Genomic DNA, 19,828 nt, shown 5'->3' with positions numbered 1-19,828 from the left:
GTGCGCGCCGGCGGCGGTCGTCCCGCGGCGTCGGTCGGTGCCCCGGTTGCCGACCTGGCCCTGTGGGTGTGGACACGGGGAGGCGGCGTCCACCGGACAGGCGAGCAGGGAGTCATCGACCTCCTCGATGCGGTTGTCACGCAAGGTATGTGAGGGTTCTTCGCGCCTGGATCACAAGACACCGCGAGCATTGACGTGACCTTGGCCGCCGTGAATACTCCGACCACATGAGCTTCGAGATCCCCGCACCGACCGGATCGGCGACCCAGCGATACGACGAACTCGTCGACGCCGCGCGATCCCTTGTGGCCGGGGAGTCCGACCTCATCGCCAACGCATCGAACCTATCGGCCCTGGTCTTTCATTCGCTGCCGCAACTCAACTGGGTGGGCTTCTACCTCTTCGACGGCGAGGAGTTGGTGGTCGGTCCATTCCAGGGGAAACCGGCCTGCGTGCGCATCCCGCTCGATCGAGGTGTGTGCGGGGCTGCTGCGCGGTCGGGAGTCACGCAGCGGGTCGACGACGTCCACGCCGTGCCCGACCACATCGCCTGCGATGCGGCGAGCCGGTCCGAACTGGTGGTACCACTGATCAAGAACGGCGATCTGATCGGTGTCTTCGACCTCGACAGTCCGGTTCCCGCCAGGTTTGACGACGCCGACCAGGCGGGACTCGAACGGATCGCCGGCATACTGCTCGACAGTCAGCGCTGACCGCAAAATTGCTGAAACTGAAAACAGAACCAGAAAGTCTGCCTACACTCAGCCCGACGACGAGTTCACGACGCACGGGGGTGGTGGCCGAATGGTCAACGAGGAAGCCGGCGGAATGCCAGATCATTGCGGCGGCGGCGTTCTCGGGCGACGTACATTTCTGCAGGTGGCTGGGGCGGCGGGTGCGTTCGCCTTCGCTCCAGGTGCGGCATCTGCTGCACCGCAACCGTATTCACCGCCGCTCAACCACGAGCAGCCGAGCGTTCCCGGCATCCCCTTCTTCAGTTATCACTCGCCGCCGCTCGCCAAGTTCGTCGATGAACTGCCGCGGCTGCCACTGATCAAGGCACCACGACGTCTGGTGGCCGCGGGAGCGTTGCACCGTTTCCATCGGGACCTCGACCCCGCGCCCAGCGTCGGGTTCGGCGGGCTGTCGCACCACGGCCCGACGATCGAGACGATGGCGGGGGAGCAGCCCCAGATCACCTTCGTCAACCAGATGCGTACCCACCCCATGGCCGTCGACGTCGACCCCAGCCTGCATGGGGTCTCGGAGATGGATCGGCATCGGCCGCCGCTGGTCATCCACCTGCACGGCGCGCCCAACCATCCTGCCGAGGACGGTTTTCCGACGTCGCCGTTCCGGCTCGGGCGGTCGGTCACCTACCGCTTCACGAACCCGCCACACGCGGCGCCCCTGTGGTACCACGACCATTCGATGGGTACGACGCGGCTGTCCGTCTATGCTGGGCTGACCGCGCACTACCACGTCCGTGACGAGTGGGACACCGGCGAACCCGACAACCCTCTCGGCCTGCCCGCCGGCGACTACGAGACCGCACTCATCATGTGCGACAAGCTCTTCTACCCGAACGGCCAGCTCCGCTACGACAACACTCCGACCGTCATGGCGGGCCATTGGTCGGGTGGGATGGCCGGGGACACGATGGTGGTGAACGGCAAGGCGTGGCCCAAGATGTCGGTCGACCGCGGTGTCTACCGCTTCCGGATACTCAGCGCCAGCCAACTCAACGACTATCGGCTCGCCCTGTCCGACGGCTCGCCGTTCTGGGTGATCGGGAGCGACGGTGGTCTGCTCGACGCGCCGGTGCTGGTGTCGGCGTTGAATGTCGGCGCTGCCGAACGTTACGACATCCTGATCGATTTCAGCGATCGTGCACCCGGCGAGCGGGTGCAGTTGATCAACACCATGCAGATCTCGTGGGCCGGACAGGTCAATGGCGCCAAGCTGATCCGATCAGTGGTGCGCTTCGACGTCGGCTCCGCACGTGGCCGGTATCGGCGGATTCCCGAACGCCTCAGGGGTGCGCGCAACCAGCCCGCCGCATTGCCGAGGCGTCACGCCGGGCACGACCGGCATCGCGTCGCCACCCTGAATGTGACACTGAACCCGCAGCAGTTGTCGTGGCTGAGTGTGCTCACAATGAATCTCAACAATGTTCCGTTCCATACAAACGACTTCGAACACGCCGAGCAGGGCGCCACCGAGTGCTGGGATCTGGTGAACGCGGACGCGACCATGCAGTCACACGCGATGCATCTGCATCTTGTCCAGTTCCGGGTCGTCGGGCGATGGGACTTCGACAAGGTGCGCTACCTGGCAGAGAATCCGCCCCCGCTGTTCGGGAAACGATGGACGCCTGATCCGAAGCGCTATCTGACGAGTCGGATGTTCGCGCCCGCGCCATACGAGTTCGGGTGGAAGGACACCGTGCGGTGCCCGCCCAATCAGGTCACGCGGATCGTCGTGCGGTGGCCGACCAAGGCCGAGCTCGGCTTCGACCCCGACGCGGTCTTCACCGGCCTCAACGGTGAGAAGCTGCAGGGCTACGTCTGGCACTGCCACCTCACCGATCACGAGGACAACGAGATGATGCAGCGCATCCGCGTGGTGGGTTCGGGTGGTCGCGGGGGCCCCGAGATGCCCATGCACGGACCGGGTCATCACGGTCACCACTGATCCGCTCCGCCGTCACACCGTCCGGTCTGCCACCATGTCGGCATGAGTTCGCCTCGGGCCAATGGCACGATCGCCGCCGGGACCGTGGTGGCGCTGTCGGCGCTGTACTTCGCGCAGGGTCTGCCGTACGGATTCTTCACCGGCACGGTGCCCGTGGTGCTGCGCCGATCGGGCTACTCGCTCACCGAGATCAGCGCTACCGGGTTGCTGTTCGCGCCGTGGGCCCTCAAGTTCATCTGGGCGCCATTCGTGGACCGATACGGGACGCGGCGCCAATGGTTGCTGGCACTCCAGTTTGCGTCTGTCGTCGTCGCGCTGGGTCTGGCGTGCCTCGACCTGTCGTCGACGTTGACCTGGCTGCTGGTCGGGATCGCGGTCATCAACCTGTTGTCGGCCACCCAGGACATCGCGACCGACGGACTGGCCGTGCAACTGCTGACCGCACGACAACGCGGTCTCGGCAACGGAATTCAGGTCGGCGCCTACCGGATCGGCATGATCGTAGGCGGCGGCGGCCTGCTCTGGCTGTTCTCGATCGCCGGGTGGCGATTGCTCTTCGTCGCGATGGCGGTTCTGTTGCTGGCGGCCACGATCCCGGTGTGGTGGCTGCGCGGGCTGACGTCGATCCGGGGGTCCGCTGCCCCGACGTCGACGCCCGCTGCGTCGGGCGTCTCCTGGTGGCGTCGGCTGCGCCGCCCCGGGATGCTCGCACTGATCCTGCTGATCGGGGGCTTCAAATTCGGCGACTCGATGGGCTCGGCCGTGGTCGGGCCGTTCATGGTCGACGAGGGGCTGTCGGACGCCCAGATCGCGCTGATCAAGGGCGCCTTGTCGTCGCTTGGTGCGCTGGGCGGCGCAACTCTCGGTGGGTGGTTGGCCTTTCGGTTCGGTCGTCGCAACGCACTGCTGATCGGTGGGGTGGCGCAAACGGCGAGTCTCGGCCTGTACTTGCTCGCCGCGACAGGGGTCGGCGGCTTTTCGCTGATCGTGTCGGCAAGCCTGGCCGAGCACATTCTCGGTGGCGCAGCGACGGTCGCCGTGTTCACAGTGATGATGGATGCCGCCGAGCGCGATCACGCCGGTAGCGACTACACCTTGCTCGCGTGCGCCGTGGTCGTCGTCCAGGGGATCGCAGGTGTGGCCGGCGGACTGGTGGGTGACTCGTTCGGGTATCCGGTGCTGTTCGCTGCGAGTCTCGTGCTATCCGGGATCGGCTGTGCCGCAATGATCATCGCGCTTGACCGCGGAGTGGGACCCGAGGGTGTGCGCAGGTTGGCCCGGGTCCGCGGCCAGACTGTCTGAGTCTGGTCGGTCAGGAGAGCATCAAGTTCACCGCGACATCGACCACAGCATCGAGGTCAGTGCCGAGGCCTCCGGTCAGCCATTGTTGCGCGAGTTCGGCCATCGCACCGGTGAACATCGCCGCGCGAACACCATTGGTGGTGGCGTCGGGCTCGTGCATCTGGTTCTCCGCGACGGCGAGTTCGCGCAGCAGTTCCTGGGTCGCGGCCCGACGCTGGGCGAGTACGGGATTAGCGCGCGCCTCGGTGAACAGGACGCGCCCACGACGCGGATCTGCGGAGCCGAATTCGAGCACTGAACGGATGCCGAGGCGAGTGCGGGCGCGAACCGAATCGTCGCACCCAGCGAGTTTGCCCTCGATCGTCGTGGCGAGTTCGGCCTCGGTGCGATCGTAGACCGCACCGAGGAGTTCGTCGGTGTCGGCGAAGCTCTCGTAGAAGTAGCGGCTGTTGAATCCACATGCGCGACACACCGAACGGACCGAAAGGGCACCTTCGCCCGCGGATCCGAACAGGTCGAAAGCGGCTGCGACGAGCTGCTCACGGCGTTCGGCACGACGATCCGCCATCCGGACGCCGGCCCACCTGGTGGGGCTGGACATCGCACCAGCATACGCGCGGCAGATCGTTATGAAGAAGGTCTGGTCACAGGTGTACCCAAAAGGTTATTCTGGGCACACCTGTTACCAGAAGGTGGGTGGTTGTTGTGTCCGTGCCCTCAGTGTCGTTGCCCTCAGTGTCGTTGCCGTCCGTTCCGCTGCCATCTGTGCCGCTGCCCTCGGTGCGTGTGCCGTTCGCGTTGCCGCATCAGTACATCGGCAAGTGGCTCAACGAGAAGTTCGACGAGAACGTGAAGTCCAAGTTCTTCCGCGGTATGAGTTTTGACGATCCGGTCGGCGACCCGGGCTGGTTCGGTCCCGACAGTGCCACGTGGTATGTCCATTCCCACACGCCCGCACTGATTTTCGGACTGCAGTGCGCGTCGTACATGGAGCGGCTCGACCCGAGTATCTTCTGGATGGGCATGCATCATTCCCGGCTCGTGGAGAAGTCGTCGCAGACGTCGACGATGGGCCGGATCGACCAGGCCGGAGCCAACATCCGGTTAGGGCATTCGTTGGCCTTCTTCATCGGTACCGCTTACGGCACGACGGATACGGCCGAGCGTCTTGCCCGAACCGTCCGGGCCATGCATCACACCATCAAAGGTGTTCGGCCAGATGGGCTTCCGTACGACGCCGACGATCCGCTCTGGCTGCGGTGGAACTACGCGACCGTTGTCTGGGGAATTGCCACCGCGCACGAGATCTACCACCCTCGACCTCTACGTGGCGACGATCTGGACCGATACTACGGCGAGTTCGTCCGCGTCGGGCACGCGCTCGGGGGTACCGATCTGCCCACCACCAAGGCAGAGACTCTGGCCTGCCTGGAAGAGTATCTCCCGCGTCTGGCACTGACCCACGGCAGTGCGATGGCGACCGGCACCAATCTCACGAATCCTGCTCAGGCGGCGGTGGATTGGGCCGTCCGCGACACCATGCCCACGTGGGCGGCGCAGTTTGTGCAGTACCGCCCGCCGAATCCGGTCGAACGGCGTGCGCGTCGCAGCGCGGTCTGGAGTGCCATCAACGGACTGCACGCCAGCATGGGGGAGGCGCCCGAGTTTGCCGCGTCACGTCGCCGGGTTCAAGGCGGAACCACCGTGCCGCACACGGTTCCCAGTTACGTTCTCGGCACCGACCCGGAACTCAGCCGCGACGAGGTCGAGGCGACGATGGCGTAGGGCCATCGCTGGTGATCTCGACACGGTGCCTCGCTCCGCTCGGTACCGGCTCGATCCGGCGGATCTCGACACGGTGCCTCGCTCCGCTCGGTACCGGCTCGATCCGGCGGATCTCGACACGGTGCCCATCCCCCGCTGGTTGATCTCGACACGGTGCCCACCCCCCGCTGGTTGAGCCGACACCGAGCCCCCAAGGGCGAGGCGTCGTGTCGAAACCACCTGGCAAGCTGACAATGTCCCTAACCTCAACCATCAACCACCCTTGAATTTCTGATACGGCTGTGACTCCTGCGCATCTTTCCGGGCTCTCTTCGCACCACCAGTAACACTAGTGTCGGGTCTCTGACCTGCGAAAATAGTCCTTGACTCGCATACATGTTCGAGTATTCTGGACGCATGCCCCACATCGAACACCTTTGCGACCAGCTCGCCGCGTTCGCTCCTCCGGACACTGCCCGCGAGGTGCACGAGGCCCTGTCGGCGCTGCTGCGGCTACGGAACATGGTCGACCACCACGCCGCAGTCCTTGCTGGGGCCGTGGAGCGGTTGGGGCTCGCGACGAAGCAGGGCCGCACCACCCGCGAACTGTTGATCGTCATGGGGTGCGCGCCCGCGGTCGCCACCCGGTTGCTGCGTGTCGGTGTTGCTCTGGCCGGTACACCACGATTGGCTGGTCACACCGCTGACGGCACGCTCTCCGGTGAGCACGCCGACGCGATCGCCCGGGGACTTTCTCATGTCGCGACGCGGGCGAGGGAACCGCTGTCGGAGTCGCAGCGTCAAACCTGTGTGACCGATCTTCTGGCCCAAGCCTTCTCCGGCGCCACTCCCGCCGACATCGACCGCCGTGCCCGCACCCTAGGCAACCGGGTCGCCGACGATGCTCCTGCTGCGGTGCCTGCCCGCGATGACCGCGACATCAACACCTTCGATGTGACCACCGATGGTGACGGCCGGGTTGTGGTGCGTGGCGATGTGGATGCGGTGATCGGGGAGAAACTGCACACCATGATCGACGCCCTGGCCGCACCTCGTCCCGAACCCGACGGCTCTCCGGATGCCCGCTCGCCCGGGCGTCGCCGCTCCGAAGCGTTGGAACGCATCCTTGATGCCGCCGCCCACGTGGATGACGGGTTGGTGGGCATGCCGAAACATCAAGTGCTGCTCACGTTGCCGGCGGACAACCCGGATCTGGCGTCGATGGCGTTCACCGGACCCGTCACCCTGGACACCGCCCGGTTGTTGACCTGTGACGCGGTGGTCACCGCGATCACCGTCGACAAGGACGGGGTGCCGGTGGCGATGACCGACAACCTACGCCTGTTCCCACCACACCTGCGTCGAGCGTTGATCGTGCGTGACGGAGGGTGCTGCATCAAATGCGGCGCGCCGGCGTCCTGGGCCCACGCACACCACATCAAACATCACGCCGACGGCGGCAGAACCGTCCTGGACAACGGGTGTCTGCTGTGCCCGTCCTGCCACACCGATGTGCACCACAACGGGTGGGACGTCGTCCTCGGGGCTGACCGCCACCCCTGGCTGATCCCGCCGGCCTCCGTCGATCCGGGAAGGAGACCACTACCGGCCTACAACCGACGCACCATGCGCCTGGACAACGCCGCCTGAACCCACCAACCTGAACCAGCCAACCGCGTAGCACCTTTCGCACCCGACCCCGGTCGGGACCGCACCCGTACCTTGAGAACTTCATAGTGTGAAGCGCGACGCCACGGGAAACCGTTGCCGCGCAGTCGAAGCCACCTATCTCTGAACCCAGCATGGCCGCACCAGCGGACCAACACGCCGGGATAGCGATGGCTTCGACTGCGCGACAACGAATCCCGGTATCGAACAGGTCAGAGGTGCACAGCCACTTCGTCGCCGAGATGGAAGGGTGTGGTCAGCGGAAGCCGGTCGCCACTCCAGAACCGGCCGGGGTCGAACCAGTTCGAATCCTTCGACGCGTCGACGAGACCCATGTCGGAGTAGGTGATCGCGACGACCTCTGCGCAATAGGCGGCTTCCAGTCCCACGGTCTCCTTGTGCTCCTCGTCGTGTCGCCGTGCACGCCGTTCGCGGGCCTTGCGGTCGAGGTAGGGGATGCCGCGAACCATGTCGACGCTCGTGGGGATGCGGCCCCGGAGCCAGCGGCCGGCAAGGCGCGCGGTGGTGGGGAAGGGTGTGCCGTCGAGTCGGGCGATGACCCGCAACAGGATGTCCTCTTGCTCGGCTGTCACGTCCGGGGTGAGTTGTCGAATCCAGCAGCTCTGCTCGTACCGGATCATCCACTGTTCCACCGCTTCCCGGGCGTCGTGGAGTTGGACGCCACGATGGTTGGAGCCGGTCCACACGTCGGTGAGTTTGTCGCCGAGTTCGGCGTGCCACAGCAGCGGTGGTAGGTCGTCGAGGCCGACGGTCATCGCGACATGGTTCACCGGCGAGTTGGTGAGCGTGCGGATCGCTCGGTCGGGTCCCGAATGACCGCGGAAGAGCCAGATGTCGCCGGTGCGGGTGGCGTCGAGGGCCTCGTCGAGCGAGATGCCTGCGTCTGCGCTGCGTGGGTGCACGGATGCAGGGTAATCCACGGACTATCCTCGGGCATATGCGCAACGTGTGGAAATGGCTCGGTCTGGCCGGCGCGGTCGGCGTCACGACCGGAGGTGTGTTGGTGGCGCGCGATCAGCGGCAACGCAACTCGTACTCCGCCGACGACGTGCGGGACCGCCTGCGGCAGCGGTACGAGTCGGCCAACAACGACGGGGACGATGCGACCTCCGGCAACGCCGACAACTGACGATGCACTCGCTCGACCCGCTCGTCGCCCCGGTCGATCCGGTGGTCGCCTTGACCCGGATTGCGTGGCTTCTCGAACGTACTCGGGAGAGCACCTACCGCGTCGAGGCGTTTCGCCGAGCCGCGGTGGCGGCGGCCGGGATCGACGGACTGTCTCACGCCGCCCGCACTGGCGGACTGACGAATGTGCGGGGCATCGGAAACACCACCGCAGCCGTCATCACGCAGGCGGTCAACGGTGCGGTTCCCGACTATCTCGCTTCCCTGCAGTCGGCCCACACCGAACTCACCGACGACGCCGCCGCGCTCTTCGACGCACTCCGCGGTGATCTACATGCGCATACGAACTGGAGCGACGGTGGGGCACCCCTGTCCGAAATGGCTGATGCGGCACAGGCATTCGGCCAGGACTGGTTGGCGATCACGGACCACTCACCGCGGTTGACCGTCGCCAACGGGCTCAGCGCCGAGCGGCTCGAGCAACAGATCGCCGACATCGACACGATCAACACCACACGATCGGACGGCCTGCGCATCCTCAGCGGAATCGAAGTCGACATCCTTGACGACGGTTCCCTCGACCAGTCGGAGGAACTGCTGGCTCGGCTCGACATCGTCACCGCGTCGGTGCACTCCAAACTCAAGATGGACGCAGCGCCGATGACCGCGCGGATGACGGCGGCCGTCAGCAATCCGCGAGTCAACGTCTTGGGTCATTGCACTGGGCGACGCGTACTCGGCGGCCGCGGTCGGCGTGCGCCGTCGGAGTTCGACGCCCGGCAGGTGTTCGAGGCCTGCGCCGAGCACGGGACCGCGGTGGAGATCAACTCGCGTCCGGAGCGGGTCGACCCGCCCGACGAGCTGATCGAACTGGCCCGTGACATCGGGTGCCTGTTCGCCATCGACTCCGATGCGCACGCGCCCGGTCAACTCGAGTTCAAGGCGTTCGGCGCACAACGGGCCGAACAGTTCGGAATCGCGGCCAACCGGATCGTGACGACCTGGACAGCCGACGCCGTCATCGAGTGGGCAGCGTCGAGTTAGTTGCAGTCCCCGGCCTCACGGGTTGGTGAACTCGGCCAGGAACTCGGTGAGCATCGTCGCGGTCACCGGCCGTGGGAGCGCCTGAACCGCCGCGATGATGGCGGCCATGTCCAATTCGCCGTCGGGATCGTGCGGATCGATGCCGGCCCCGATCAGCGCCTGCTGCACGGCGGCGCTGGGCAGCCCGACGACATCGTCGACGCTCACCGCGCCGCTGTCGAAAGCGTGCGCGAGATCGGCCAGTGCGGGTGGGGGACTGGCGGCGCGCAGTCCGCGAACGTCGTCGGCGGCGTTGCGGCATGCGAGAACGAGTTCGTCTGCGACAGTTGCGGTCACGGGTGTGATCGTGAGGTGCGTGGTGGGCGGAAGCGACGAGCCGTCGGGCTGGGTGAAGCCCGGCTGCATCTGCAAGGTGAAGCCGCGCCGGTCGACTGCGGTCGCCCATCGATGGGGGTCCACGGGGTGTTCAGAATCGGGATCGGCCGCGACCGCGAACACCGGCCCCACGGGCGACGCGACCACGCGCAGGCCGTCGATCTCGTCGATCACCGTCCGAAGCCGGTCGGCGACCAGACGGGTGGTGGCCACAAGCGACGCGAACCCATTGACACCGAGGTGGCCGGTGATGGCCCACGACGACGCCACACCGGACGCCGAGCGGGAGCCGAGCAGAGTCGGATTCACCACCGGGTAGCCCGGCCAGTCGGTCGTCGCGAAGTACTGCGCCCGGTGGCGGTCTCGATCCGAATGGAGAAGAAGCGACGCACCTTTCGGGGTGTAGCCGTATTTGTGGAGGTCGGCCGACAGGCTCGTCACACCGGGTACTCGGAAGTCCCAGGGCTCGGTGTCCGAACCCCACCACGGCAGTGCGAAGCCGCCCAGGCAGGCATCGACATGCAGTGCGATACCGCGATCGAGCGCGACTCGACCGAAAGCGGCGGTCGGGTCGAGGGCGCCCGTCGGATAGTTCGGGGCCGACGCCACGAGGAGAAAGGTGTCCTCGCACACCGCTGCGGCCACGGATTCCGGTGTCGGTGTGGTGGTTTCGGGGTCGACGCTGAGGCGGATGGCCCGAACCCCGAGTAGTTTGGCTGCCTTGAGGAAGGCCGCATGTGCGGTGGTGGGGACCACCATCGACCCGGCGCCGGGCGCTACACCCGCATGATCGCGGGCCGCCTTGACCGCGAGAATGCAGCTCTCGGTACCGCCCGACGTGAGCGTGCCCACCGCATCCGGGGCGTGGAACACCGTGCGTCCGAACGAGATCAGGTCCCGCTCCATCGCTGCGACCGAGGTGAAGACGGTGGGATCGAGACCGTTGACCGGCTGCACTCGCGCGATGGCCGCGGCCGCCAGAGCGTCGAGCTCCGCGCGGCCCGAGTCGTACACGTAGGAGAGAACTCGACCGCCGTGGGTCGGGGCGTCGGCCGCACGCAGGGCAGCGAGCCTCCGGAGGATCTCCTCGGCGGGCAGACCGGGTTGCTCGTCGCGCGTCATGCCTGTTCCCGATCGGTTCTCAGCCCGCGCATCAGCAGGAATGTCGAGGCGACCAGGATGGCCGGCACCACGGTGAATCCGACTACTACCCCGACGAGTGCGGTGTCGGGCTGATCGGGTGTCTCGTCACCGGATGACGACGCAAAGCCGGTCAGCCCCAGGATGATCAGATACACGGCCGGTCCCAGCGCGAGACCGACTGTTTCACAGGCCGTCCAGAGACCCGAGAGCGCGCCGCCACGATCGGTGCCGACGCGTTCGGTGTGTTCGTCGATCACGTCGGGGAGCATCGCCAGCGGAAACGTCTGCATGCCTGCATACCCGACACCAGCGACGCCGACGGCGACAAACACCCACCACCCGGGGCTCCACACAGCGACCACCGCTCCCGCCGCGCCGAGGACGAACAGTGCCGAGGCCGCCGCCAGCCCGGTTTCCTTGCCGCGGTGGCGACCGAACCGATACCACAGCGGCATCACCACGATCGCCGGTGCGACGAGTGCGACGAAGAACAGTGTGAGCATTCCCGAGTCGTCGAAGGTGTAGGTCGCCACGTACTGGGCGCCTGCCAGCATCACTGCGCTGGCCAAGGCCTGAACCACGTAGACCGCGAGCAGATTCCGAAACCGTGGGGTCAGGTTCAGGGCGGCGATGGCGTCGCGATAGCCGCTCACGGATTCCGGGTCCGACGTCGGCGGTGGAGCATCTGCTCGGCGGGCGGCGCCGAATGAGGCGATGAGCATGCCGCCGGTGATGACGACCGCAGCGGCCACCGCCATCGCCACGTATCCGGCGGAACCGCCGACGACGTCGCGAATCGCCGGGCCGCCGGCACCGACCACCAGGATGGTGATGGCGAGCACCACGATGCGCGTGGCGACAAGGCGCGTGCGCTCGTGGTAGTCGGCGGTGAGTTCGGTGGGCAGCGCGACGTATGGAACCTGAAAGAGGCTGTAGGCCACTGCGCTACAGGCGAAGAAGAAGAGAACCCACGTCGCGGCGGCGGCCACCGGCCAACCGGTCGGCGTCGAGAACGTGAGGACGAACAGCGGCGCGATTGCGAGGGCGCCGACCACCATCCCGGTGGCACGACCACCGGTCCGGGCCAGGGCGCGGTCGCTGCGCGAACCGATGATCGGGTTGATGACGACGTCGATGATCTTGGGGATCAGCACCACCACCGACGCAAGCACGGCGGGAACCGCCAGGGTGTCGGTGAGGTAATAGGCGAGGACCAGACCCGGCAGAACACCGAAGCCGCCGGTGCCGACGCTGCCGGCCGCGTACGACGCGACCACCGACCGGGTCAGGCGACGATCAGTCGTCACGGTCATCGATAGCTCTCCACACGCTCCCACATCCGTACGTAGGCTTCGGCGGCCCGGAACAGATCCGCCACCAACATCCGACCGTCCGGCCCGGCCTGGACCCGTAGGCTTTCGATCCAATCAGGCAGGAGTCCGTAGTGTGCGGTTCCGTCGCGATTGACGTCGAACACGCGAACTCCGGACACCTGCCGATGGATCCGGGTGGTGCCGTCGGCAGCGGTGAACGGGTAGCGGACGGGGTTGTATTTCGCCGACGGGCGGGGGTGCGCCTGTTTGCCCAACCCGCCCATGTCGGGGCCGAAGCCGACGCCGAAGAAGAACCGCGGATCGCGTTGGGCCCGGAGGGTTCGCCACGCCGAGATGAAGTCCGGCGGCATGTCGCCGTGTCTGCCCACTTCGCCGGGATCTGCCTGCGCCGGTGTGGCGAACAGGCCGACGATGCCGCCGTCGGTGAGGATGCGTCGGTAGTTGGTCTTGTCGGTCCAGGTGTGTGACGACACGACCCCGGGGTAGTGCCTGCTGCCCACGATGTCGAGCACTCGCGTCGCGGACTTGACGCTGAGGTGGTCGACGTCGATCACCATGCGGCGGGCCACAATTGCGCGGACCGTGTACTCACCCAGCATCGTCAGACCGTGCACGTTGCACACGTCGCTCGGGTACCCGACCACCGGATTGTCGTGCTGATGCGTCCGGCACCGTTCGACGGTCCAGGGGTGACCGGTTGCCAGTTCCTGTCCGGCGTTCACCGCGACGCCGGTCGCGCCCTGGTCGAATCGTGTTCCGCCGAGTGCGTTGTCGAACTTGTGGGTCAGGATCACCTGTCGAATACCCATGCCGCGGAGTTCGTCGAGACCACGATCGATGGCGGCGCGGTCACACTGCGGCCGGCCGGCGACCGAGCGGCAGCCGAACGGTTCGGACACCTCGATGCCCAGCGTCACCGCCAGCTTGCCCGCCGCGATGACCCGGCGGGCATCGGCGGCGGTCGAGACGATGCGCAGGAAGCCACGTCCCCGTCCACCGGCCTGCGCGTCGATATAGTCCTGCAACCCGAGGAGCATGCGGTGCTGGATGCGGATCGAGGCCATCTCGTCGCAGGGTTGGTCGCGTAGCGGATAGTTCTCGCACAGCACCCGGTTCTGGACGTAGTAGTTCTGGATCATGCGCAGCCCCGACCGCCAGGCCCGCTCGATCCAGCGGTAGTAGGTCTGCTCGTGGGTCAGGGAATCCCAGCGCGGCCAGTCGCGGAATGTCGGCCAGCCGACCACGTCGTGCGGGCCCGGCCGGGACAGCACGTGCTCGGAGACGGCGAGCACTCCACCCGGACCGTGGTCGGGGCAGTCGCGCAGGGCGACGGTCACCCCGAGCGGGTTGTATGGAGCGCCGCAGTGCAGTTCACCACCGAGGAACTGTTCGGCCATCAGGTGCGCATGCGAGTCCACAAACCCACGCAGGTTCCCGTCGCGGCCGGCGCCGGTGAAGGGTGCACCGTCGACACCGAGCTCGGCGTCAGGGAATGGGCGGCACCCGGCGGCCGCGCGGACCCGAACACTCGGAAAGGAGGTGGTTGACGTGACCGAACGCACCGCGAACCCGGACGTCGACGATGTCACCGACCAGATCGCACGTGTCGTGGGTGTGGCTTGCAGTGTTGCCGAATGCGTGCCGTCGGCGGTGAGAACGCGCCCGTCGCGTCCGTAGAACAGGAACTGGCCGAGCGCAGCCGCACGGACGGTGAACGGGCTCGCCATCGCACCGAGACGCGTGCCGTCGGACAGGGTCAGCGTCACACATCGGCCGGCGAGTGCGTCGACCTGCGACGCGGTGCCGGGGGCAGCGGAGGCAGGCGGCAGCGTCACCCCGGACAGGAAAGTGACGAGAGCCGACACGACGATCAGCGGCGCGACGAGCACCATCGAACCGGCCGATCCCCGAACCCCCACCTGCATTGGGCGTAGGTTGCCAGAACTTCCCGGTTGGCGCCGGGTTTTGCCCACGCTGGGCGAGAGTCCCGCGGGTCGATCTCGTCGCAGGTGGCGCGCATCGCACATCCTGAGGACACTGGTGTCAGCAGCTCCCGAGCACGACAGGCAGGAACACACATGGCGGACAGCAACGGCCCCTCCGGTGGGTCTTTCAACTTCGGCCCGGAGGACTTCGACCGCTTCGCGCGGGAGGCCTCGGAAGGTTTGCGTGACGTCTTCGGCAAGCTGTTCGAGGGACAGTCGAGCCCGAGTGCGTGGTCGGCGTTCTTCGATCAGGGTGGCACCCGCACCCGGCGCCGCGCCGAGCCCGAGACGACCGCCGACGCCGGTTCCGGCGTGTGGGCGGTATTCGTCGTCGACGCCGACGGCGGCGCCCGGGTCGAGCAGGTCTTCTCCACCGAACTCGACGCCCTGCGGGCCAACCAGGCCAACACCGACCCGAGTCGGCGCGTCCGATTCCTGCCCTACGGCATCGCCGTCAGTGCGCTCGATGTCCAGGTCACATCCGAGACCCAGAGCGATTCTCCCGAGCAGAACAAGTCAGACGACGGCGTCGCCTGACTTCGCCCATGGCGGACGCCGAACGGCCGTAGGATGACTCCCGCCCTCAGTCATCGGTCGGGAGGTCTCGAGTGTCGGATGCACCGTTCGGCGGGTTGTCGCGTCGTGACTTTCTCACGCGGGTCTCGGCGGTCGGTGGCGGTGCGCTGCTGACGTCGTGGGCTGCGCCGATCATCGACAAGGCCTATGCGTCGGCAGACCCGGCGGGCACCGGTTCGTTGTCCGATATCGAACACATCGTCCTGTTCATGCAGGAGAACCGGTCGTTCGATCACTACTTCGGAACCTACTCCGGGGTGCGCGGGTTCGGCGAGGCGTCGCCGGCATGGAAGCAGCACGGCTGGGCTCCCGGCGTCGGCCCGACCCGACGTGGTTACACGCTGCCGTTCCGCCTCGACACCCGCTACGACGCCAATCTCGACGGCGAATGCATCAACGATCCCGATCACTCGTGGGCCGGTTTGCACGCCGCGTGGAACAACGGACGCAACGACGGCTGGTTGCCGATGTCGATCAAGTCCGTTGGCCCGGCGAATGCGCCCGCACTCATGGGTTACTACGAGCGCGCCGACATTCCTGTGCATCGGACGCTGGCCGAGGCGTTCACGTTGTGCGACAACTACCATTGCTCGGTGTTCGGGCCCACCGACCCGAACCGGCTGTACTGGATGAGCGCGAGCATCGACCCAGATGGCTCGCACGGAGGCCCGCTGCTCGAGACACCCACGCTCATACCGAAATTCGTGTACTCGTGGCGAACCATGCCGGAGAACCTGCGAGACGCCGGGGTCAGCTGGAAGATCTACAACAACCGCGACATCGGGCCCGTGTCGTCGGTGTTGCTCGACGGCATGATGGGGTGCTTCACCCAGGCCCGCGATCCTCGCTCGGAACTGGCGCGCCGCGGCATCGACCCGATCTACCCGCAGGGTTTCGCCGCGGACGTGAAGGCCAACCGGCTGCCGAAGGTGTCGTGGGTCATCCCGTCGGCCATCACCTGCGAACATCCCGCACTGCCGGCCGCCTTGGGGGCGGTCGGCATCGTCCAACTGCTGGACATCCTCACGTCGAACCCCGCGGTGTGGGAGAAGACGGCAGTGATCATCAGCTACGACGAGAACGGTGGCTTCTTCGATCACGTGACCCCGCCGACCCCGCCGCCCGGTACGCCGGGTGAGTACGTGAGTGTGCCGGACATCCACAAGGTCAAGGCGTCCAAGGGGATTCGTGGTCCGATCGGCCTGGGCTATCGCGTACCGTGCTTTGTCATCTCGCCCTACAGCCGTGGTGGGCTGGTGGCGTCGGAGACCTTCGACCACACCTCCCAGCTGCGATTGATCGAGAAGCGGTTCGGGGTGGACGTCCCGAATCTGACGCCCTGGCGCCGAAATGTGGTGGGGGACATGTCGTCGACCTTCGACTTCGCTCGGCGGCCCAACGCCGCGCGGCCGAGATTCGGGGACCCGGTTCCCGCGGCGAAGAACTCGCTACTGGTATGCGGGCCGAATGTGGCCACCGGCACGCTCGGTCGGGGTACCCCGTATCCGGTTCCGCCCAACCGGATGCCGCGACAGCAACCAGGGAAGCGCCGGTCGCCGAGCGGTTGATCTGGTCTATTGGGCGGATCGCAATGCGGCCCTGCGCTTCTCGGCTTCGCTGTAGCGACGCTGCTGCACTTCGGTGCGGGGCACCAGTTGGGGAACCGGGTGGGGTTTGCCGTCGTCGTCGGTGGCGACCATCGTGAAGTAGCAGCTGTTGGTGTGGCGTCGGACCCCGGTGTGGATGTTCTCGGTCTCCACCCGGATGCCCACCTCCATCGAGGTACGGCCGGTGTAGTTGATCGACGCGGACAAGATGAGCAGTTCACCGACGCGGATCGGCTCGCGGAAGATCACCCGATCCACCGACAGCGTGACGGCGTAGCGGCGGGAGTAGCGGCTGGCGCAGGCATAGGCGACCTGGTCGAGAAGTTTGAGGAGTGTGCCGCCGTGGACGTTGCCGGTGAAGTTCGCCATGTCGGGCGTCATCAGTAGCGACATCGACAGCGTGACTCGCTCTGCTTCCGTGGACGGAACCTCGGTGTCGTTAGTGGTGGCGTCCATGGTGCGGCTCCCGGTCAGCGGTCAGTGGGCAGCCTCAATCACAACACTCGCACCCGCCGCGCGCACAGCAATCGTCGTCATCGTCGTCACTGTTGTCGTCATCGTCGGTGAGCGCACGTGTCGGCGCGCAGCACGCGTCTCCCTTCCACGCGTTGACGCCTTCGCGGATCGCGATCGCGGCGATCACCAGAGCCGCGAGGGGGTCGGCCCACGACCAGCCCCACAACCAATTGACCAGCAACCCGACCAGCAGCACAGCCGACAGATACGTGCACAGCAGAGTCTGCTTCGAATCGGCCACCGCGGTCAGCGATCCGAGTTCGCGGCCGGCTCGTCGTTGCGCCCACGACAGCACCGGCATGATCACCAAACTCGCGCAAGCGAGCGCGATCCCGACGATCGAGTGTCGCGCTTCCTCGCCGATGCCGAGCAGCGATCGCAGCGATTCGACGCTGACGTAGGCGGCCAATGCGAAGAACGAGAAGGCGATGATGCGCAACGCGACCCGTTCGCGTGCCTCTGGGTCGCGCCCGGCGAACTGCCAGGCGACCGCGGCCGCCGAGGACACCTCGATCACCGAGTCCAAGCCGAATCCGATGAGCGCCGTCGAGGACACGCGTGCACCTTCGGTGAGTGCGATCGTCGCCTCGAGGACGTTGTAGGTGATGGTGGCGGCGACGAAGAGCTGAATTCGGCGTTGCAGAAGCTTCTTTCGCGCCGCGTCGGGCTTGGTTGCGACGGTCGGGGCCAGGGGTTCGAGGTCCATCAGCAACAACACTTCTCGTCGGCGTCGGGACAGCAGGTGGGGTCGACGGCGAGTACGAGGCCGAGCAGGTCGCCGAGCGCCTGGCCGATCCGCGGATCGGCGAGTTCGTAGCGGGTTCGTCGGCCTTCCGGAATCGCGACCACCAGACCGCACCCACGCAGGCAGGCAAGGTGATTCGACAAGGTCTGGCGTGAGACCCCGATCGCGTCGGCGAGGTCGGCGGGATATCCGGGAGCGGTACGGAGACGGAGCAACACCTGGGCCCGGGTTTCGTCGGACAGGGCGTACCCGAAGCGGGCCAGTGCGGCGGTGTGGACGAGCGCGTGGGTCTCCATGGAGATAACGATACATCGTTTTCTGTATTCAGAAAACGATGAATAAAGCGGGAATGCCCGCGGCAACTGAGGTGGCGGACCGTGGTGCGTCGCGTCGACGAACGTCGCACCTTCCGGTGTGACAAGCTCCGAGAATGACAACGACGGCCGTGCTCGCCGAAGCCTCCGCCGAAACCGCGACCATCGAATCGTTGTTCTGGATCAGCCTGGTCGCCGTCTTCACGCCGATCATTGCCCGGGCCGCGCGCGGGTACGTACCCGACGCGGTGCTGTTGTTGCTGGCTGGCATGGTGATCGGACCGAATCTGCTGGGCTGGGCGTCGGTCGACGGGCTCACGGTGCTCAACGAACTCGGGTTGGGCATGCTGTTTCTGCTGGCAGGTTTCGAACTGGACCCGAAGTTGCTCGGTGGGCGTCCTGGTCGCGTTGCGCGAGTGACCTGGTTGGTGAGTCTCGGCTTCGCGGTCGGCTTTGTCGCGCTCGTCGTGCCGGACGCGGGTTTCACCACGTTCGTGGCGGTGGGCATCGCCATGACGTCCACCGCACTCGGCACCCTGCTGCCCATCATCAAGCAGCTCGGGCTGCTCGACAAACCACTGGGGCGCGCGGTCATGGCCAACGGGGCGGTCGGCGAGTTGGGGCCCATTCTGGCGATGTCTCTTCTGCTGACGAGCCGCAATGTCGGTGCTGCCGTGGTGGTCCTGATTCTGTTCGCCGTCGCCGCGCTGGTGATCGCGTACGTTCCGGCGCATGTGATTCGACGGGTGCCGTTCCTGGGTGAATCTCTGCGAGTGATGAGTTCGGGTACGATTCAGCTTCCGATCCGGGTGGTCCTGTTGCTGCTCGTCGGATTGATGACGGTAGCCGCGGTCTTCGACCTCGACGTGGTGCTCGGAGCCTTCGCCGCCGGCATGATTCTGCGTCGGCTGCTCGGTGACTCACGAGCCGCTTTGGAGGGGTCCCTCGACGTGATCGGGTTCGGCGTGTTCATCCCGATCTTCTTCGTCATCTCCGGCATGGCGATCGACATCCATGCTGTGCTGTCGGCGCCCGGGACGTGGGCCGGATTCGTCCTCGCCATCGCCGTGGCGCGTGGGCTTCCGGTGTGGTTCAGCGAGCGATTCGTCATCCACGGCGCCAACCTTCCGTCGGTACGCGAGCGTGCACAGTTGGCGCTCTATGCGGCAACCGGACTGCCGATCATCGTTGCGGTCACGCAGGTCGCGGTGGGCGCAGACTTGCTGAGCACCGAACTGGCGTCGGCGATGGTCGCGGCCGGCGCCACCACCGTGCTCGTCTTCCCGCTGATTGCCCGACTGGTCGGTGACGGCGCACCGCGGACGGACTGAACACTCATCGCGGTTGAGAGTGCGGCTCGGTACGGATGACACCGCTGACGGCCTTCGGCTGGATAATCCAACCGACGACTCGCCCTGGTGTCACCCATGCGGCCTGCTCACCACCACACTCTCCGAGTCGGCGACCCACCCGCCGACGTCGTCGGCGATCGTGGAGGCGGGAAGAGTGCGGCCTCATCGCAGAAACCGCATTGGTCGCCAGAAACCGCTGATGTGGCCAGAAACCGCTGGTGCGCCTCGGGTTTCTGACCAGACACGCGGTTTCTGAAACC

At 66.4% G+C, this 19,828-nt stretch carries 18 protein-coding genes; 10 read left to right on the top strand and 8 right to left on the bottom strand.

Annotated elements, in window-relative coordinates; all coding sequences use genetic code 11:
• The first annotated feature begins 227 nt into the window (after window positions 1-227).
• The 3 genes from ABZW74_RS20620 (at window position 228) to ABZW74_RS20610 (ending at window position 3,996) form a co-directional block, all read left to right on the top strand.
• Window positions 228-713 carry a GAF domain-containing protein gene (locus tag ABZW74_RS20620; RefSeq protein ID WP_355278956.1) on the top strand — a complete coding sequence of 162 codons (486 nt, stop codon included), beginning with the start codon at window positions 228-230 and terminating at the stop codon, window positions 711-713.
• A gap of 166 nt (window positions 714-879) precedes the next feature.
• Window positions 880-2,694, top strand: coding sequence for a multicopper oxidase domain-containing protein (locus ABZW74_RS20615; protein WP_355278953.1), 1,815 nt, complete (start codon window positions 880-882; stop codon window positions 2,692-2,694).
• Between the two features lie 42 nt (window positions 2,695-2,736).
• Window positions 2,737-3,996, top strand: a complete 1,260-nt coding sequence (locus tag ABZW74_RS20610) for an MFS transporter (protein WP_355278950.1) — start codon at window positions 2,737-2,739, stop codon at window positions 3,994-3,996.
• A 10-nt stretch (window positions 3,997-4,006) separates the two neighbouring features.
• Here the strand turns inward: ABZW74_RS20610 and ABZW74_RS20605 are convergent, their stop codons facing one another.
• Window positions 4,007-4,597, bottom strand: a complete 591-nt coding sequence (locus tag ABZW74_RS20605; protein WP_240862121.1) for a TetR family transcriptional regulator — start codon at window positions 4,595-4,597, stop codon at window positions 4,007-4,009.
• Window positions 4,598-4,707: 110 nt separating this feature from the next.
• On the opposite strand from ABZW74_RS20605, the gene ABZW74_RS20600 reads away from it, so the two are divergent.
• Complete coding sequence (locus ABZW74_RS20600) at window positions 4,708-5,781, top strand: oxygenase MpaB family protein (protein ID WP_355278959.1); 1,074 nt, start codon at window positions 4,708-4,710, stop codon at window positions 5,779-5,781.
• Between the two features lie 396 nt (window positions 5,782-6,177).
• Window positions 6,178-7,410: a DUF222 domain-containing protein gene (locus ABZW74_RS20595; RefSeq protein ID WP_355278947.1), complete on the top strand. Its 1,233-nt coding sequence runs from the start codon at window positions 6,178-6,180 to the stop codon at window positions 7,408-7,410.
• Window positions 7,411-7,640: 230 nt separating this feature from the next.
• Here the strand turns inward: ABZW74_RS20595 and ABZW74_RS20590 are convergent, their stop codons facing one another.
• Window positions 7,641-8,369: a guanylate cyclase gene (locus ABZW74_RS20590; protein ID WP_240858994.1), complete on the bottom strand. Its 729-nt coding sequence runs from the start codon at window positions 8,367-8,369 to the stop codon at window positions 7,641-7,643.
• A 17-nt stretch (window positions 8,370-8,386) separates the two neighbouring features.
• Here ABZW74_RS20590 and ABZW74_RS20585 point away from each other — a divergent pair, with 17 nt between their 5' ends.
• Together ABZW74_RS20585 and ABZW74_RS20580 are read left to right on the top strand one after the other, a co-directional pair.
• Window positions 8,387-8,578 (top strand): hypothetical protein, encoded by a 192-nt coding sequence (locus ABZW74_RS20585; RefSeq protein WP_240858996.1) that lies wholly within the window; start codon window positions 8,387-8,389, stop codon window positions 8,576-8,578.
• Between the two features lie 2 nt (window positions 8,579-8,580).
• The gene (locus ABZW74_RS20580; protein WP_355278943.1) at window positions 8,581-9,621 is read left to right on the top strand and encodes a PHP domain-containing protein; all 1,041 of its coding nucleotides are present in this window, start codon (window positions 8,581-8,583) and stop codon (window positions 9,619-9,621) included.
• A gap of 15 nt (window positions 9,622-9,636) precedes the next feature.
• Here the strand turns inward: ABZW74_RS20580 and ABZW74_RS20575 are convergent, their stop codons facing one another.
• The 3 genes from ABZW74_RS20575 to ABZW74_RS20565 are packed head-to-tail and all read right to left on the bottom strand — an operon-like array spanning window position 9,637 to window position 14,398.
• Window positions 9,637-11,118 (bottom strand): aminotransferase class V-fold PLP-dependent enzyme, encoded by a 1,482-nt coding sequence (locus ABZW74_RS20575; protein ID WP_355278940.1) that lies wholly within the window; start codon window positions 11,116-11,118, stop codon window positions 9,637-9,639.
• Window positions 11,115-12,452, bottom strand: coding sequence for an MFS transporter (locus ABZW74_RS20570; RefSeq protein WP_355278937.1), 1,338 nt, complete (start codon window positions 12,450-12,452; stop codon window positions 11,115-11,117). The genes ABZW74_RS20575 and ABZW74_RS20570 overlap by 4 nt, the downstream gene beginning before the upstream one ends.
• Complete coding sequence (locus tag ABZW74_RS20565; RefSeq protein WP_355278935.1) at window positions 12,449-14,398, bottom strand: sphingolipid ceramide N-deacylase; 1,950 nt, start codon at window positions 14,396-14,398, stop codon at window positions 12,449-12,451. The genes ABZW74_RS20570 and ABZW74_RS20565 overlap by 4 nt, the downstream gene beginning before the upstream one ends.
• Window positions 14,399-14,551: 153 nt before the next feature.
• Between ABZW74_RS20565 and ABZW74_RS20560 the strand changes: the two genes are divergently transcribed.
• Both ABZW74_RS20560 and ABZW74_RS20555 read left to right on the top strand, forming a co-directional pair.
• Window positions 14,552-14,995 (top strand): hypothetical protein, encoded by a 444-nt coding sequence (locus ABZW74_RS20560; RefSeq protein ID WP_240859004.1) that lies wholly within the window; start codon window positions 14,552-14,554, stop codon window positions 14,993-14,995.
• A 71-nt stretch (window positions 14,996-15,066) separates the two neighbouring features.
• Window positions 15,067-16,602, top strand: a complete 1,536-nt coding sequence (locus ABZW74_RS20555; RefSeq protein WP_355278931.1) for an alkaline phosphatase family protein — start codon at window positions 15,067-15,069, stop codon at window positions 16,600-16,602.
• Window positions 16,603-16,608: 6 nt separating this feature from the next.
• Here the strand turns inward: ABZW74_RS20555 and ABZW74_RS20550 are convergent, their stop codons facing one another.
• From ABZW74_RS20550 to ABZW74_RS20540, 3 genes are read right to left on the bottom strand one after another with little or no spacing between them, the layout of a single operon-like run.
• Window positions 16,609-17,097: an acyl-CoA thioesterase gene (locus ABZW74_RS20550; RefSeq protein WP_355278928.1), complete on the bottom strand. Its 489-nt coding sequence runs from the start codon at window positions 17,095-17,097 to the stop codon at window positions 16,609-16,611.
• A gap of 34 nt (window positions 17,098-17,131) precedes the next feature.
• Window positions 17,132-17,863, bottom strand: a complete 732-nt coding sequence (locus ABZW74_RS20545; RefSeq protein ID WP_355278925.1) for a cation transporter — start codon at window positions 17,861-17,863, stop codon at window positions 17,132-17,134.
• Window positions 17,863-18,198, bottom strand: a complete 336-nt coding sequence (locus ABZW74_RS20540) for a metalloregulator ArsR/SmtB family transcription factor (RefSeq protein WP_240859027.1) — start codon at window positions 18,196-18,198, stop codon at window positions 17,863-17,865. Before ABZW74_RS20540 ends, ABZW74_RS20545 begins: the two co-directional genes overlap by 1 nt.
• 134 nt (window positions 18,199-18,332) lie before the next feature.
• On the opposite strand from ABZW74_RS20540, the gene ABZW74_RS20535 reads away from it, so the two are divergent.
• A complete protein-coding gene (locus tag ABZW74_RS20535) occupies window positions 18,333-19,547 on the top strand; it encodes a cation:proton antiporter (protein WP_355278922.1) in 1,215 nt (404 codons plus the stop codon).
• The last annotated feature ends 281 nt before the right edge of the window (window positions 19,548-19,828 follow it).

Origin of the sequence: Gordonia sp. NPDC003585 (assembly GCF_040610755.1) — a bacterium.
Taxonomy (GTDB): Bacteria; Actinomycetota; Actinomycetes; order Mycobacteriales; family Mycobacteriaceae; genus Gordonia.
This window is presented reverse-complemented; position numbering and strand designations above follow the sequence as displayed.